The sequence below is a fragment of the Labrenzia sp. C1B70 genome (assembly GCF_000475395.1).
In the GTDB taxonomy this organism is placed as follows: domain Bacteria; phylum Pseudomonadota; class Alphaproteobacteria; order Rhizobiales; family Stappiaceae; genus Roseibium; species Roseibium algicola.
The window spans coordinates 161622-176602 of record NZ_AXCE01000009.1 but is presented as its reverse complement, the minus strand read 5'-3'; the positions used below and the strand labels follow the sequence as shown (position 1 = coordinate 176602).

Below are 14981 nucleotides of genomic sequence, written 5' to 3'. Positions count from 1 at the left end.
CGTCCACAAGCCACTCGCGATCGGGTCTCCTGCCAGGTTGACGATGGCATCGAAGCGCTCGGCATTGTGGATCCGGTCAAGACTGGTGATCACACGGACAGGGTGTTCCAGGTCATCCGCCTTGCGCAGGTCTCGCGTGAGGACCGTGACGAAATGGCCCCCTCTCACCAGCGCTTCCACCAGCCGCTGACCTATGAACCCGGTGCCGCCCGTCACAAGGATATGCCGGCGCGGTGGCAGGGCTGCAACCAGTCCCGCCGGATCTGGACCACCAAGCCTGTCGCTGCGCGCGGCCGCAAGCAGATCCCGCGCGCTGAAGAGCCCGACACCAAGTGCCGAAACCGTGGACAGCACACTCCACCAGCCGTAGCTGACGGGCACCAGCGCGCTGGGGAGGAACGACCATTGCCACAGAACCGGCGCGGCCAGGACCAGGATCGCACCATAGTTCAAGGCCAGCAGCGTGTGGTTGATCCTCTCGGTCCATGGCAGCTTTCGGGTCATGTCTTCCTCGACAAAATCCCAAAGCGTGATCAGCACCTCGGCGACAAGAATTGCCGTCAACAGCATGGTGAAGACCCCATGCGGTTCCAGCCAGCCGAAGCAGAGAAAGATCACCGCGTAGAAGAAATTGCGCACACCGTGCAGCCGCAGTTCGGTTTTCTGCGACGGACGCCAAGCCAGGCGCTCGCTGCCTTCATGGTGCACGAGCGTATCGAATGCGCCCATGAATATCTGGATGGAGATCAACGTCCAGAGAACGGGATTATCCATGATCAAGTCTCCATGTCATGAAAGAGTGCATCCTGGTGAACCAGTTCACCGAAGACGCGGCTCTTGAGGGAAAGGGTGAACAGGAAACGGTCCTTGCCGAGGTCCCGGTGTGTGATCGTCAACGCTCCGGGCCGAAGCCAGGCGGGCAGCCGCAACCGCCACCGTCCGGCCTGCAGAAAATAGTGGTCGCTTTCGAAACTGAGACCGTCTGTCAGGGCATTCACCCGCAGTGCCATGCCAATCCCCGCACCGATATATTCCTCGATGCCGGTCGGGCCCTCGAACCGCTTGGAACTGTGGATCACCTGAGGAAAGCCAGAGCTACGCCCGTATTGGCGGATCCAGAACTGGCCATCGCTCGCAATATCTTCTGTGACGGTGACGACGGCAGGCTGGTTGAAAGAGGATCTGTCAAAGGGGAGTGGACCGCCGACAAGCCGCGCGAGCTGCGCCAGAATGCTTCCGGCAAGGTTCATCCGCATGGTCACGACCAGACCTTGATAGACGACACTTGCCCCGCCGCTCAGACGTTTGCCGAACCGGCGGCGGACGGCCGCTGGCAGGCCATGCCAGGCGGCTTCTCCCAGAAGATCGCGAAAACGGCGATCGCCAGCTTCGGGCCGCTCCAGAGTGGCGCTTGCGTTTCGCATTTCCAATCACTCCTGTTATGTCGGTTATTTCTGTATAAAGAGAAATTACTTGGCAAAAAATTTTGAGCCTGAAATCGAGTGGCAAGCCTACTGGCCTCTCACCCGATCTTATCTCGCTGTCCGGCACTTCCATGGGAGCTTCCAGGTAAGGCGAAGACCTGACTCGCCCCAGCTGTCAGCCCTTCTTGCCGCCGATCTTGAGCAGCGAGAGAACCTTGTCGCCCATCTTCATCAAGCTGGCGAGTTTCGACTTCGGCACGCTCAGCATCTGCTCCGACCAGCGATCGGCAGTGGTCAGAAACTGGTGCATCTCCTGCATCCGCTCCAGAGCAACGGGGTCAAGCGTCTTTTCCTTTTCCGCCTGGCGCACGCAGACATCGATAGCGCGGATCGCCGGATCGATCTCCCGTTCCTTGCGGCCCTTCGCAATCAGCAGCGCCATTTCCCAGACGTCGGTCTCGGCCACGAAGTGCTCCCGGCGATCCCCCGCGACAGGCACTCTCTGGATCAGCCGCCATCCGACAAGTTCCTTCAGGGAGTTGGAGACATTGGACCGGGCAATGCCCAGTTCCTCGGAAATCTGCTCCGCATTCATCGGCACCGGGCTCAGGAACAGCAATGCATGGATCTGCGCTACCGAACGGTTGACGCTCCACTGGCTGCCCATGTCCCCCCAATAGAGGATGAACTTCTCTTTTGCCGACGGATCGGCTTTGTCGGTAATTTCTGTCATGACAGAAATTTGTGACGAAAATCGATTGATGTCAATGGCGAAGTTCGCCAGGGGATGCGGCGCGTGTCAAAAACTCAGCAAGACTGTCCGTCAGCGCCCGCTTGCGTGAGGCTCCAGATCGACACGGCCTCTGCCGGGCGTGCCAGAACCCCGGCCTGGAACAGGAGCATTCATCCCGGATCCGGCGCCACCTATCTCGTCTGCACTCACCGAGAGAGCTTTTTCCAGCACGGCCAGGCGGTCGAGAATGGCTTCGCGTTTCGCTTCAAGATCGGCGCTGAGCCGGTCGATGTGCTCAAGCTTTTTCAGAAGCTGCGGAATACCGCCTTCGCAAGGCCCGGACCCTTCGTCCGACAGGCAGGCGGCCATCGCACGAACTTCGCGCGTCGAAAAACCCGTGGCAATGAAATCGCGGATCCGGGCGGCACGGCGCAAGTCCGCGGCACTATAGCTGCGATAGCCGTTTTCCGAACGGCGAGCTTCCATCAGGCCCGACTTTTCATAGTGTCGCAGCATCCGTTCCGTAATGCCAAGCCGTTCGGCTGCTTCCTTGATCTGCATGTCGACCCCTTTCAACACCGGCCTAGGGTGCGGACCCTAGCACCTTGACACTAGTGTCAGGGTCAAGCCCTGTTTTCCCGGAAGTGCTCGCTTCAGGCCTTCAAGTGGCGAGGGGCACCCTCCCCATCAAGGGGAGGATGCCCATATTTGCCCTTGGTCACAAATGCTCAGCCTGCCTGGCCCCGAAGCGACCAGCCACCGTCAATCGTGATCACCTGTGCGGTGAGCCACTCGTTGGCGGAACTGCCGAGCTGCAAGATCCATGGAACAAGATCGGACGTCAGTCCGCGCCGTCCCATCGGAACCTGAGCTGCTTCTGTTTCCTCGATGGTTTGCGCGACTTCCGGCGGCAGGCCCATCATGCCCGTGAGAGCGCCGCTCTTGACGGGACCGGGAGAGACGGCGTTCACCCGTACTCCGTCGCCTGCAAGCTCGATGGCCCAGGATCGTGTCAGATGCTCAAGCGCCGCCTTTGTGGCCGCATAATGCGCCAGGCCCGGCGCCGCATTCTGGGAGACGGCCGTACCGATGTTGACGACAGCCCCCTTGCTGTCCCGCAAGGCCGACTGGGCCTCCTTCAACAGAAGGGACGGCGCAACGATATTCACCGCACAGATTTCCGAAAGCGTTTCGGCATCATAGGCCTCGATGGGCAGCGGTTTGCCCGCGCCCGCATTGTTGACGACAAGGTCCAGGCGGCCCCATCGTCCCAGTGCCGCCTCGACAGCGCGCCGGCTGCCTGCCGGGTCGGCACTGTCGGCTTGCACGGCCTCGATTGCCTCGCTCTTGCCAGCAACACCGGCAAGCTTTGACGCATCACGTCCGGTGATGACAACATTCGCCCCCTGCCCGGTCAACGCCAGCGCGGTGGCCTCTCCAATTCCGGAGCTTCCGCCTGTTACGATGGCAACCTTGCCCTGCCAGTTTGTCCGTTCATTCATCTTGGCTTGCTTTCCTGAATTAACACCTGCGCATTGCGCGCCAAGCCGGTGTTAGCCGGTTGACGTTAGTGTCAGGGTCAAGCCCGATTTATTGAAAAAATACCCGCGTCAGGCTGGGTGCTGCTGGACGCTGAGGCCGCCATCGACAGTCAGGCAGGCGGCGTTCATGAAGGGGCATTCGTCGGAAATCATGAAGACAGCTGCCCTGCCGATTTCTTCAGGCGTGGCGATACGCCCGCCCGGGTGCAGTCGCAAGGTCTCCTGCCGGGCCGCCTCGGGATCGGGAAAACTGTTCCAGTACTCGACCACCTTCTGGGTCTGGACATAGCCCGGCGCCAGGGCATTCACCCGGACATTCTGTGCGGCATATTCCAGCGCAAGGGACTTGGTGAGCCCCAGCAGGGCGTGTTTGGCAAGCGGGTAGGGAAAGGTGTGCGGGATGATGGTGAAAGCATGCGTGGAGGCGATATTGAGAATAACCCCGCCCCCCTGCTCAAGCAGACCCGGCAACACGGCGCGCGCGCAATTCCACGCCCCCTTCAGGTTGACGTCGAAGCAGCGGTTCCAGTCTTCATCGCTCAGGGACAAAGGCTCGTCGAAGACATTTATCCCGGCATTGTTGATGAGCGCGTTCAACGGACCGATGGTCTCCTGCGCGCGAACGACCACACCGGCAACGTCATCCGTGTTCGTGATGTCCCCGGCAAGAGCCGTCAGATACTCTGCCTCCCCGCCCAGATCCGCGACACTGCGGGCAAGAAGTGCTGCGTCCCGGTCCATCAGAACCACGGCAGCGCCTTCACCGAGACAGGCTCGGACGATGGCAAGACCAATGCCCTGTGCGGCGCCAGTGATCAGGATACGCTTTCCTGAAAGCCGATCAGCCATCGTTTTTCTCCCTGGTCTCCGACACATTCAGAAATGTCATCTTTATCGTTCCCGCCAGTTCCTCCCCCGGCTCCAGAACGCTCAACCCACCGAGATCCGGCAAATTGTGACCGTTCGGCAGATGGCTCATGGGTTCCAGACAGACAAAGTCTGCAGGTGCCTGCGGGGCAAAGATCATCATCACGTCGAACACCGGATCGCAGCTGAGATCAAGAGCGAGCTCAATATCCGGCCAGTGTAGCCGGGCCTTGCCGGAAAAACCGCCGAAGGCATTATTGATCCAGCGTGGCGGCACGATACGCGGCATCGAAAAATCGAGTTCGGAAGGAATGTGCTGCAGACCGTCCGGAAGATGTCCCTCGCCTTCCCGCCACATGTCTTGCACCCTCGTCTGCAGGGTCATGTCTGGCGTTCGGCGGAAAAACGGATGAAACCCGATGCCGAACGGCAGGGCCTTATTGCCAAGGTTCGTCACGCGAAGACTCAGGGACAGGCAGTCCTCATCCAGATGAACCTTCTGGTGCGCCTTGAAGGCGTAGGGACTATGGGAGGGTTGCTCCCTGAACAGGTCCAGCTCAAGCGAATTGCCGGTCTTTTCCGTCAGGTTCCAGGTATCCAGCCAGCCGTCACCATGCAGAACAAGCGGTTCGTCGGTGTTGGGCTGAAGTGTGAAGCTCTCCCTACGGAAGGTGAAGCGATTGCCGGCGATCCGATTTCCGAAGGGCACCAGGGGAAAACAGGCTGCCTTCCCCTCCGGTCCACCGGCAGCTTGCAGGATCGGCGTGCCTCGCCACGCGGCCTGGACAATTGTACCTCCCTCCGGGCTGGCGGTGACCACCATATCCCCTTGCGCGAGCGTCCAGTCCTGCCCGGCCCCCACGGACATCAGCGGCTTGCCGTGGAGCGCAGATTGTCGAGAAGAACCGCGATGAGCAGGATCAGGCCACGCACGACATACTGGTAGAAGGCCTGAATGTTCAGGAGGTTCATGACATTTTCGGCAATGCCCATGATCATGACGCCGACAATGACACCCGTCATGGCGGCGCGGCCACCGGCCAGGGAGACTCCGCCGAGGACACAGGCGGAAATCACCGAGAGTTCAAGGCCGGTGGCTGCATTCGGTTGGCCGGATGTGATGCGCGAGGCAAGCATGATGCCTGCAACAGCGCAGATCAGGCCCTGCAAGGCAAAGATCCAGATCCGCATGGACACCACATTCACCCCGGCGAGACGGGCCGCTTCCGGATTGCCGCCAATCGCCAGCGTGTTCTTGCCGAAGACCGTGCGGTTCAGCAGAAAACCGAAAGCGATGAAAAGCGCCCCCATGACCCAGATCGGCGTGGGGATGCCCAGGAAGCGGGACAGTGCGAGCTGGTAGAACCCGGGGTCGTTGATGCCGACGGCCCGGCCGTCGGACACAATCAGCGCCAGTCCCCGGACGATCTGCATGGTGGCCAGGGTCGTGATCAGCGCGTTGATGCGGAAACAGGCGATGACGAAGCCGTTGACCGCACCCACCAATGCGCCGCTAAGCAAAGCTATGATGAGCCCCATAACGATGGAGCCGGTCATGTTGGAAGCAATGACGGCGATCATGCCGGTGAATGCGACCGTCGATCCGACCGAAAGGTCGAAATCGCGCGAAGCGAGGCAGAACATCATCGTGCAGGCGACAATGCCGATTGTCACCACCGACTGCAGCAGGCCGAGGATGTTGCGCTCGGTGAGAAAGTTGGGAACGGTCAGGGAAACGATTGCGAAGGCCACCGCGAAGATGACGACCAGGCCCTGGTCTCCGAGCAAAATTTTCTTGAGAGAATTCATCTGAAACGGCCCCGTTCACACCGTGTGGGCAGCATTTCTGTCCGGCAAGGCCAGGGTCAGAATGTTGCGCTCTTCAAAGGTTTCCCGCGCGAATTGGCCGACCATGCGGCCTTCGCACATGACGATGATGCGGTCGGAAATACCCATCACTTCGGGCAGCTCGCTGGAAACGACCACGATGGCCATACCGCCTTCCGCAAGCTCGTAGAGGATGTCGTAGATCTCCGACTTGGCACCGACGTCGATGCCGCGTGTCGGCTCGTCGACAATCAGCACCTTCACACCCTGTTCCGACAGCCAGCGACCCAGAATGACCTTCTGCTGATTGCCGCCCGAGAGATTGACGATGTCCTGCTTCCGCGATGGCGTGCGCACCTTGAGCCGGGCGATGAAGCGATCCGCAAGAGCTGCTTCCTTGCCAAGCTGGAGAATGCCGAAGGAGGACATGTGCCTGCGTGAGGAAATGGCTATGTTTTCCTCGATGGACCGCCCCTGGATGATGCCGTCGTGTTTCCGGTCTTCCGGACACAAAACGAGCCCTGCATTGATGGCACCGCGTGGATTGTCCGCAGGCACTTCCTTGCCGTCGATGGAGACCGTGCCACCGCGCCGCGTGTCCGCACCATAAACAAGGCGCATCAACTCGCTGCGTCCGGCGCCAATCAGGCCGAAAAAGCCCAGGATTTCGCCCTGCCGAACCGAGAATTCGGCCGGTCCGGGAAGCTTTTCGCCGCACATTCCGGACACTTCCAGCCGCACCGGCCCGAACGACCGCTCACGCCAGCCCCAGATGTTGCCGATTTCACGCCCGACCATCTCGGCGATGATCTGGTCGCGGGTCACATTGGCAATGTCGGGGTGATGGGCTGCAAGACGGCCATCCCGCAAAACCGTCAGGCTGTCGCAGAGGTGGAAGATTTCCTCCAGCCGGTGAGACACATAGAGGATCACCGTGCCCTTGGCCTTCAACCGGGCGATCAGCTTGAACAGGATCTCGCTTTCCCTGGAGGACAGGGATGACGTCGGCTCGTCCAGTGCGATGACCCGGGCCTCCATCATCACGGCCTTGGCGATTTCCACCATCTGGCGCGCACCGATGGACAGCGAAGCGACCTTGGCATTGGGATCGACATCGACGCCGATCTCCTCAAGCCGGTCGCGCACGGTCTCGACCAATCGCCGGCCTTCGAGGACGCCACCCCGGTTGGGAAACCGGCCCAGCCAGAGATTTTCTGCCACCGTCAGCTCCGGCACCAGCTGGAGTTCCTGGTGGATCACGATCACTCCGGCCTCGAAGGCATCGCGCACAGACCCGTAGTTCTGCTCGATCCCGTCGATGGAAATGGATCCGCTGTCCGCGGACTGGTCGCCGGAAAGCACCCGGATCAGGGTGGACTTGCCGGCACCGTTCTCGCCCATCAACCCATGTACGGCTCCCTTCTGCACCGAGAAGGAGATGTCCGACAGGGCCTGAACGCCCGGGTAACTCTTGGATATGTTTTGTACTGACAGATAAGACATGACGCTCGCGCAACAGTTCCCCGGCGACCGCAAGACCGGTCGCCGGATCGGGTGTCAGTCGGGACGGATCACTCGATGCCCAGGTCCTTGCGCACGTCCACATAAGTGTCGCGCAGGGCCAGCGAGCCGGACGTCAGGATGAGCGGCTCCGGTGCCTTGTTGTTGGCAATCCACTCGTACATGTTGAGTGCGGTTTCATAACCGTGGCGCTTCGGCGAGATAATGACCGTACCGTAGAAACCGGTCGCGCTCGGTTTCTTGAACTCGTTGATGGCCGATTCAGCACCGCCGATGCCAACGCCAATGACGTTCTCAGCCGGAATGCCGACCGATTCCGTGGCCCGGACTGCGCCGAGAACGGCTTCGTCGTTCAGGCCGAAGGCAATCCACTTCTTCACGTCCGCGTGCTGGTTGAGCACGGTGGTGGCAGCGTTCAGGGCCGCTTCGGTATCGGTCTTGGCCTGGGGCGCGTCATAGATGTTTTCGGCGGGGAAGCCGGCAGCCGTCAGAGCTGCGATAGCACCTTCGACCCGATCGACGGCCGTCGGAAGCTGGTCGTAGGAAACGCGGATCGCGCCCACTTCGGACATGTCCCAGCCGCGCGCCTCGATCTCGGCCGCAATGGACTGGCCGACGGTCTCGCCGATCTTTATCGCGGAAATGCCCATGTGCGGCACGCTTTCGATGGGTTCGCCATCAGCGCCGACAAGTCGGTCATCCACGGTCATCAGCTTCAGGTCGTTGGCGGCTGCCTTGGCCACGATCCCCGGTCCGAGCTTCACATCCGGCACGCAGATGATGAAGCCCTGCGCGCCCTGCGCACCCAGGTTATCGATCGCTGCCTGAACCTTCTCTCCATCCGGTGCGCCGATTTCAACAAGGGTGAACCCTTTTTCCTCGGCAGCCTTCTGGGCAAACTTCCACTCGTCCTGGAACCAGGGCTCCTCCGGCTGCTTGACGACGAAACCGATTTTCACGTCAGCGGCATGGGCAGAACCGACGAGGGCAAGGGCCATCACTCCGGTCAGAACGGCTTTCTTCAACACACGCATTGCAGAACCTCCCAATTCATTTCGAGGCGCCCAGCCTCCCGGGGCGCTTCAACAGACCTACTGTGAATCATCATACCAGTCAATTGCCTTTGTATGATGTATCAGATAAGGTTGCCCGACATTCGAAGACGGACGGTGAAACGCGCAGTTCGCGCAGAGCAAAAAATCCGCTAAAAATGCGGGATCTCATTCCGCCACAAACAGGGAGCAGGCCATTGGAAACGTTGAGGGAGGAGACAGCGACCGCTGATCAGAACAGTGGCAAGCGCCCTCGCGTGCGAAAGAATGTGACGGCTGCTCTGGCGGAAGACATCTGCTCTGAAAAATATCCGGTCGGCGCTCAGCTCCCGCGAGAAAACGACCTGTGCGAAATCTATGGCGTCAGCCGCACGGTCATTCGCGAATCCATCAAGGTTCTGGAATCCAAAGGCATGCTGCGGGTGAAGCCTCGCGTGGGAACCGTGGTGACCGACCGGGAGGACTGGAACATACTGGATGGGGAAGTGCTCGATTGGATCGGCCCCTTCATCCATGAGTTCGACCTGCTTGGATGCATCCTGGAAGCCCGGCGCACGATTGAGCCGGCAGCAGCGGAATTTGCGGCCAAACGTGCCACCTTGCAGGAAATTGCGGCGCTGGAAGCGGCCTGGTTGCGGATGCGCGACTCAAATTCCGACCCTGAGGCCTTCACCGAGGCCGACGTCGATTTCCATAGCGTGCTTATGGCCGCCAGCCACAATCAGGTGTTTCGGCGTCTTTCCAGTGCCATTCATACGGCCCTGCATTATACGCTGCATGCGTCCAACACCGCGGTGGAGAGCCGGGACCTTGCCATCGAACTGCATGGCGAACTTGTGGATGCCCTGCGTCTGCGCGATGCGCCGCGAGCCCGGGAAGCCTCGAACCGGATGCTTGACCTGGCCGAGCATGACCTGACTGCGGCCCAGGCTGCTGCAGGGCGTGTCGATCTCTGACCACCCCTTCGCCTGCCGCCCGATGACGTCGCTTTTGCCGGAAACTTAAAGAATGAAGATCACCAAACTCACGACCTATATCGTGCCGCCGCGCTGGCTTTTCCTGAAGATCGAAACCGATGAAGGCGTCACCGGCTGGGGCGAACCCGTGGTGGAAGGCCGTGCCCTGACTACGGAAGCGGCTGTCCATGAACTTTCCGACTATCTCATCGGCAAGGATCCCTTCTTGATCGAGGACCATTGGACGGTGCTTTATCGAGGCGGATTTTACCGAGGCGGCGCAATACACATGAGCGCCCTTGCGGGCATCGACCAGGCCTTGTGGGACATCAAGGGGAAGGCTCTCGGCCAGCCGGTTCACTCGCTGCTTGGCGGCCAGGTGCGGGACAGGATCAAGGTCTATTCCTGGATCGGTGGCGACAGGCCTTCGGAGCTGGCGGACAACGCCAGGCAGGTGGTCGAGCGCGGCTTCAAGGCGCTGAAAATGAACGGCTGCGCCGAGCTCCAGATCGTCGACAGCAACTCACGGCTGGACAAGGCTGTGGAGGCGATCGCGAGTGTGCGCGAGGCCGTTGGTCCGGACATCGGCATTGCTGTGGACTTCCACGGGCGGGTGCACAAGCCCATGGCCAAGGTCCTGGCGCGGGAACTTGATCCCTACAAGCTGATGTTCATTGAAGAACCGGTGCTTTCCGAAAACAAGGAAGCCCTGCGCGATATCGTCAATCACACCTCGACGCCGATTGCCCTTGGCGAAAGACTTTATTCCCGCTGGGACTTCAAGTCTGTTTTGTCCGACGGCTATGTGGACATCATACAGCCGGATCTGTCACACGCGGGCGGGATCACGGAATGCCGGAAGATCGCTGCGATGGCCGAGGCTTACGATGTTGCGCTCGCGCCTCATTGCCCGCTTGGCCCCATCGCCCTTGCCGCCTGCCTCCAGGTCGATGCGGTGTCCTACAATGCTTTCATTCAGGAACAGAGCCTCGGCATCCATTACAACAAGTCCAACGACCTGCTGGACTACATCACCAATGCCGATGTCTTCGCCTATGCGGACGGCTTTGCTGCCATCCCGCAGGGACCAGGCCTCGGCATCGAGGTGAACGAGGATTATGTCGTCGAGCGCGCCAAGGAAGGTCACCGCTGGCGCAATCCCATTTGGCGTCATGAAGACGGAAGTCTCGCCGAGTGGTGACTTGAACGGATGTGAATAAACCTGACGGGGCGTCTCAGGACGCCTCGCGCCAGCGCTCCTCGCGAACGAACTCGATCAGCCTGTCCGAGGGCATCGCCGGTGCAAAGGCATAGCCCTGCAGGGCATCGCAGCCGAGATCACGCAGGATCCTGGCATGCTCCATGGTTTCCACGCCTTCGGCGACAACCTTGATGCCGAGCGACTGCCCGATTTCGATGATCGATGCCACCAGGCGGCGCTGGCCTTCCGAATGGGTGATCGGGATGACCAGCTGACGATCGATCTTCAGCCGTTTCGGACGCAGGTGAATCAGGCTGACGATGGAGGCATAGCCCGTGCCGAAATCATCGATCTCGATGTCGATGCCCATGTCCCGCAGGTGTTCGAAATTGGCGGCGATAAGATCGTTCTTGTCGTCCAGGAAGATGGATTCCAGAAGTTCGAACGACAGTGAACCGGGTTCGAAGGCAAGACCGTCGAGGCTCTGCATCAGGTTGGCGTCGTTGAGCCTGCCAGCCGACACGTTGACCGACATTTTCGGAATGTGGATCCCGGCTGCTTTCCAGCGCGCGGACTGCCACAGGGTCTGTTCCAGAATAATCCGGTCGATCAGGGGCACCACATTAAGCTCGTCGGCCGTTTTCAGGAACACGTCCGGTGTCAGGATGCCTTCGGTGGGATGGTTCCAGCGCGCCAGTGCCTCGACACCGGTGATCGCCAGCGTTCTCGCATCGAACTGCGGCTGGAAGTACGGCAGGAATTCCTGACGCTCCAATGCACACAGGATGTCGTCGGCAACCTGCTTGTTGCGGACGATTTCCGACTTCAGCGTATCGGAGAAGAATTCGAACCGGTTGCGGCCGTTGCTCTTGGCCCGGTAGAGGGCGATGTCGGCATCGACCAGCAGGTGCCGGCCGTAGTCGCTCAAGGTCGTGTCGGCCATGGCAATGCCGATGGACACGCCGAAGCGGCACTGATGATTTTCGAAAGTCACCGGCTGACGCATCTGCTCGATGATCTTTTCAGCAAGGGCGGCCAGGCTTTTCTCGTCGGTCGGCTCGGTGATGGCAATGACGAACTCGTCACCGCCGATGCGGGCGACGAACTCGCTGGAACTGACGTTTTCCATCAGCACCGACGCGGCATGGGTAAGCATCGAGTCGCCGGCAGCGTGGCCAAGTGTGTCGTTGATATGCTTGAAGCGATCGAGATCGATATGCAGCAGCGCCGTCGGCTTGTGCGGGGCCTGCTCGTCCAATAGCTGCCGGTCCAGGAAACGGCGGTTCGGGAGACCGGTCAGACTGTCATGCAGCGAATGGTGCTCCATCAGCGCACGGGCATCCTCCAGTTCGCGGTTCCGGTCTTCGGCGTTCTGCTTGGCGTTGAGCAAACGGGTCTTGAGCTGGAAGTCCCGGGAAACGTCCCAGTTGACGCCCAGAATGTAACGTTGGCCGCGAGTGTTGGTGTGAACAGCACCGATGGCCCGGATCCAGCGGGTGGAGCCGTCCTGAAGGATCACACGGAAGTCGGAATGATAAGTTCCGCCGGTGTCGATCGCATCCCAATATTCCTTTTCGGCACGCTTCAGATCCTCCGGGTGCAGGCACTCGGACCAGACATCGTATTGCGACGTGTCGCGCCACTCCGGGATATCGTAAAGTTCCCGCATCCGGCTATCCCAGGTCAGCACGCCGGTATCCAGGTTCAGTTCCCAGATGCCTATCTTGGAGGTATCGAGGGCCAGCTTCAGGCGCTGAGACAGACCTTCCATCTGCACCTGGCGGCGCCTCAGTTCGCGGATATGCCCGCGCCGCTGATCGTACAGCTGTCCGGCGATGAAGATCGGCAACAGGACCAGCAGTCCCCCGGCCAGCATCAGCAAGCGGACTTTCCAGGCGTTGTCCGGCATTGCCGACCAACCGCCACGCGGGATCGCCGCAATCCGCCAACGCCCGGTCGGCAGAACCACCTCGGACAACACCGGGTTCTGGGCTAGAATGTTCTCGTCCCCGAAGAAAACCGACTTGTCCGCCATGGTCGCATCTCGGCCCATGATCGCGATTTCCACCGGAAGCGCGGCGTCCAGCAAGCCGCTGTCGGCATAAAGCCTGTCGGCGTCAACGACAGCAGCAACCAGCCCCCAAAGGCGCCTTGTGCCATCATCATTTTCGGTAAAGACAGGGAAGCGTCCGACGAACCCCTTGCCCCCCTGCAAGAGATCGACGGGCCCGGCGAGCACCATCTCGCCTGAATTCACCGCCCGAAGGGCCGCATCACGCTGCTGCTCGTTTTTCCGGTAATCGAGCCCGATGGCCTTTTCGTTGCCGGTCATGGGATACATCAGCCTGACGACAAGGTCCGGTGCGCCGGCGACATTGCGAAGCTGCGAGTGATTGCCGATGAGACCGCTGGAAATCCGGCCGAACTGTTCCTGATCAATATCCGGCTGTGTCGCAATCAGCGCAACAAGCCCCCGGACAAGCTGCAGGTTGCTGTTGATGTTGCCTTCCAGCCGGGCACGGACAATGCCGAGTTGCTCGGCGACATTCGCGCGCGCACTTTGCAGATGCACGGACCGGTTCTGAACTTCCGCGAATATTCCGGCAGCAATTGTCACGGCAAGGGCAATGCCGATCGCCGCAACGCTGGCCAGGCTGGGCCGTGTCAGAATATGACTGGCTCCAATTCGGGAAAAAAATGTCTTCGGCATCTCATCTCGTTAGGTCGAGAAATCTCCAATGGCCAACGATCAGGACACCGCAGTCTTGGAGCTTATCTCAGAATAACCTTAAAAACGAAACAAATGCCTAAAGGTCACTTTACAGTTTGACTGAAGGGATTGAGCGATATTGCTTCAGAGCTTATGTGCTGTTCTAACGCAGCAGGATAACCCCCACGACTGCCGCAACGATGAGCATGCAGCCGAAAATCTCGGACCGGGCGATCGCTTCCTTGAACACCAGCCATGACACCAGAAAGGTGAATACCAGTTCGACCTGGGCAAGTGCGCGCACATAGGCAACGTTTTGCAGTGTCATTGCCGTGAACCAGCCCACAGACCCGGCCACGCCGGAAGCGCCAACCCAGACGGCTGCTCGCCAGGCGCGAAGGCTGGCACGCAACTGGTCGGGTTCACGCAGCACCATCCAGCTTGCCATGACGATTGTCTGGAAAGCCGTTGCATAAACCAGCGCGTAGGCGGCCTGCATCGGTACCCCGGTGCCTTCCAGCGACAGTGAAGCCGTGCGATAGGCGACGGCGGACGCACCGAAAAAGGCAGCCGAGGCAAGGCCGATCAATGCAGGACGTCCGACTAGCGACGTGCGGATGGCAGCCAGTGTCAACGGAACCCGTGCCAAGGAGATGACGACCACACCGATGACGCCGACCAGAATGCACAGTCCAGCCGCCAGGGAAATGTGTTCGCCGAGAACGACGAAGCCGAAGAGCGCCGCCTGGATCGGTTCTGTCTTGGAATAGGCGGTCCCGACGGCAAAGTTGCGGAAGGAGAACAGGTGGATCAGCAGAAACGTGCCGAGGATCTGCGCCAGACCGCCCAGCGCCCCGGCAATCAAAAGCGTTGGTGTCGGTTCCGGCAGCGGGAACTTGAACACGACGTGCAGCACGGCGGCATAGGCGATCGCGAAAGGCACGCCGTAGCCAAACCGCACAAATGTCGCCCCGGTGGTGCCAAGCTGACCTTTCAGGTGTTTCTGGAGGGCCGTGCGCAGGTTCTGGCAGAACGCTGCTGCAATGGTGATCGGGATCCATAATTCCACGGAACGTACTCTTGCCGATTTTGTTGAATTGATTTCACCCTAGCGATTTGGTCACCGCTTTAAACTGCCGTGATCGCAAT

14 protein-coding genes are annotated in these 14981 nt (G+C 60.1%); 2 read left to right on the top strand and 12 right to left on the bottom strand.

All coding sequences use genetic code 11. The annotated features are described in order from the left end of the window. The 10 genes from Q666_RS45930 to Q666_RS45885 form a co-directional block, all read right to left on the bottom strand. The coding region (locus Q666_RS45930) for an NAD-dependent epimerase/dehydratase family protein (RefSeq protein ID WP_031284999.1) at nucleotides 1–774 on the bottom strand (774 nt) is incomplete at its 3' end. Nucleotides 775–776: 2 nt separating this feature from the next. Then, nucleotides 777–1424, bottom strand: a complete 648-nt coding sequence (locus Q666_RS45925; protein WP_022999788.1) for a DUF4166 domain-containing protein — start codon at nucleotides 1422–1424, stop codon at nucleotides 777–779. A 175-nt stretch (nucleotides 1425–1599) separates the two neighbouring features. After that, complete coding sequence (locus Q666_RS45920; RefSeq protein WP_022999787.1) at nucleotides 1600–2157, bottom strand: MarR family transcriptional regulator; 558 nt, start codon at nucleotides 2155–2157, stop codon at nucleotides 1600–1602. Nucleotides 2158–2247: 90 nt separating this feature from the next. Then, complete coding sequence (locus Q666_RS45915; protein WP_022999786.1) at nucleotides 2248–2718, bottom strand: MerR family transcriptional regulator; 471 nt, start codon at nucleotides 2716–2718, stop codon at nucleotides 2248–2250. A gap of 167 nt (nucleotides 2719–2885) precedes the next feature. Further along, on the bottom strand, nucleotides 2886–3659 hold the full coding sequence (locus Q666_RS45910; RefSeq protein ID WP_022999785.1) for an SDR family oxidoreductase: 774 nt from the start codon (nucleotides 3657–3659) through the stop codon (nucleotides 2886–2888). 108 nt (nucleotides 3660–3767) lie between these two features. Next, complete coding sequence (locus tag Q666_RS45905; protein WP_022999784.1) at nucleotides 3768–4547, bottom strand: SDR family oxidoreductase; 780 nt, start codon at nucleotides 4545–4547, stop codon at nucleotides 3768–3770. Then, nucleotides 4540–5433 (bottom strand): aldose 1-epimerase, encoded by an 894-nt coding sequence (locus Q666_RS45900; protein WP_022999783.1) that lies wholly within the window; start codon nucleotides 5431–5433, stop codon nucleotides 4540–4542. Before Q666_RS45900 ends, Q666_RS45905 begins: the two co-directional genes overlap by 8 nt. Beyond that, complete coding sequence (gene araH, locus Q666_RS45895) at nucleotides 5433–6374, bottom strand: L-arabinose ABC transporter permease AraH (RefSeq protein ID WP_022999782.1); 942 nt, start codon at nucleotides 6372–6374, stop codon at nucleotides 5433–5435. The genes Q666_RS45900 and araH overlap by 1 nt, the downstream gene beginning before the upstream one ends. Nucleotides 6375–6389: 15 nt before the next feature. After that, on the bottom strand, nucleotides 6390–7895 hold the full coding sequence (araG, locus tag Q666_RS45890) for an L-arabinose ABC transporter ATP-binding protein AraG (protein ID WP_022999781.1): 1506 nt from the start codon (nucleotides 7893–7895) through the stop codon (nucleotides 6390–6392). Between the two features lie 68 nt (nucleotides 7896–7963). Continuing rightward, nucleotides 7964–8947, bottom strand: a complete 984-nt coding sequence (locus Q666_RS45885; RefSeq protein WP_022999780.1) for an arabinose ABC transporter substrate-binding protein — start codon at nucleotides 8945–8947, stop codon at nucleotides 7964–7966. 224 nt (nucleotides 8948–9171) lie between these two features. On the opposite strand from Q666_RS45885, the gene Q666_RS45880 reads away from it, so the two are divergent. Beyond that, entirely contained in the window at nucleotides 9172–9921 is a 750-nt protein-coding gene (locus Q666_RS45880) for a FadR/GntR family transcriptional regulator (protein WP_152533327.1), read from the top strand. A 52-nt stretch (nucleotides 9922–9973) separates the two neighbouring features. Further along, on the top strand, nucleotides 9974–11122 hold the full coding sequence (gene dgoD / locus Q666_RS45875; protein ID WP_022999778.1) for a galactonate dehydratase: 1149 nt from the start codon (nucleotides 9974–9976) through the stop codon (nucleotides 11120–11122). 34 nt (nucleotides 11123–11156) lie between these two features. Here dgoD and Q666_RS45870 read toward each other — a convergent pair whose 3' ends face one another. Next, the gene (locus Q666_RS45870; protein WP_022999777.1) at nucleotides 11157–13832 is read right to left on the bottom strand and encodes an EAL domain-containing protein; all 2676 of its coding nucleotides are present in this window, start codon (nucleotides 13830–13832) and stop codon (nucleotides 11157–11159) included. A gap of 163 nt (nucleotides 13833–13995) precedes the next feature. Beyond that, nucleotides 13996–14901 carry an EamA family transporter gene (locus Q666_RS45865; RefSeq protein ID WP_022999776.1) on the bottom strand — a complete coding sequence of 302 codons (906 nt, stop codon included), beginning with the start codon at nucleotides 14899–14901 and terminating at the stop codon, nucleotides 13996–13998. Between the last annotated feature and the right edge of the window lie 80 nt (nucleotides 14902–14981).

What these genes read in the sequence shown, in the direction of transcription:
- Q666_RS45870 (WP_022999777.1), bottom strand. Translation starts at nt 13,832, where the DNA reads ATGCCGAAGACATTTTTTTCCCGAATTGGAGCCAGTCATATTCTGACA.
- dgoD (WP_022999778.1), top strand. Translation starts at nt 9,974, where the DNA reads ATGAAGATCACCAAACTCACGACCTATATCGTGCCGCCGCGCTGGCTT.
- Q666_RS45915 (WP_022999786.1), bottom strand. Translation starts at nt 2,718, where the DNA reads ATGCAGATCAAGGAAGCAGCCGAACGGCTTGGCATTACGGAACGGATG.
- araG (WP_022999781.1), bottom strand. Translation starts at nt 7,895, where the DNA reads ATGTCTTATCTGTCAGTACAAAACATATCCAAGAGTTACCCGGGCGTT.
- Q666_RS45920 (WP_022999787.1), bottom strand. Translation starts at nt 2,157, where the DNA reads ATGACAGAAATTACCGACAAAGCCGATCCGTCGGCAAAAGAGAAGTTC.
- Q666_RS45905 (WP_022999784.1), bottom strand. Translation starts at nt 4,547, where the DNA reads ATGGCTGATCGGCTTTCAGGAAAGCGTATCCTGATCACTGGCGCCGCA.
- Q666_RS45885 (WP_022999780.1), bottom strand. Translation starts at nt 8,947, where the DNA reads ATGCGTGTGTTGAAGAAAGCCGTTCTGACCGGAGTGATGGCCCTTGCC.
- araH (WP_022999782.1), bottom strand. Translation starts at nt 6,374, where the DNA reads ATGAATTCTCTCAAGAAAATTTTGCTCGGAGACCAGGGCCTGGTCGTC.
- Q666_RS45910 (WP_022999785.1), bottom strand. Translation starts at nt 3,659, where the DNA reads ATGAATGAACGGACAAACTGGCAGGGCAAGGTTGCCATCGTAACAGGC.
- Q666_RS45925 (WP_022999788.1), bottom strand. Translation starts at nt 1,424, where the DNA reads ATGCGAAACGCAAGCGCCACTCTGGAGCGGCCCGAAGCTGGCGATCGC.
- Q666_RS45900 (WP_022999783.1), bottom strand. Translation starts at nt 5,433, where the DNA reads ATGTCCGTGGGGGCCGGGCAGGACTGGACGCTCGCGCAAGGGGATATG.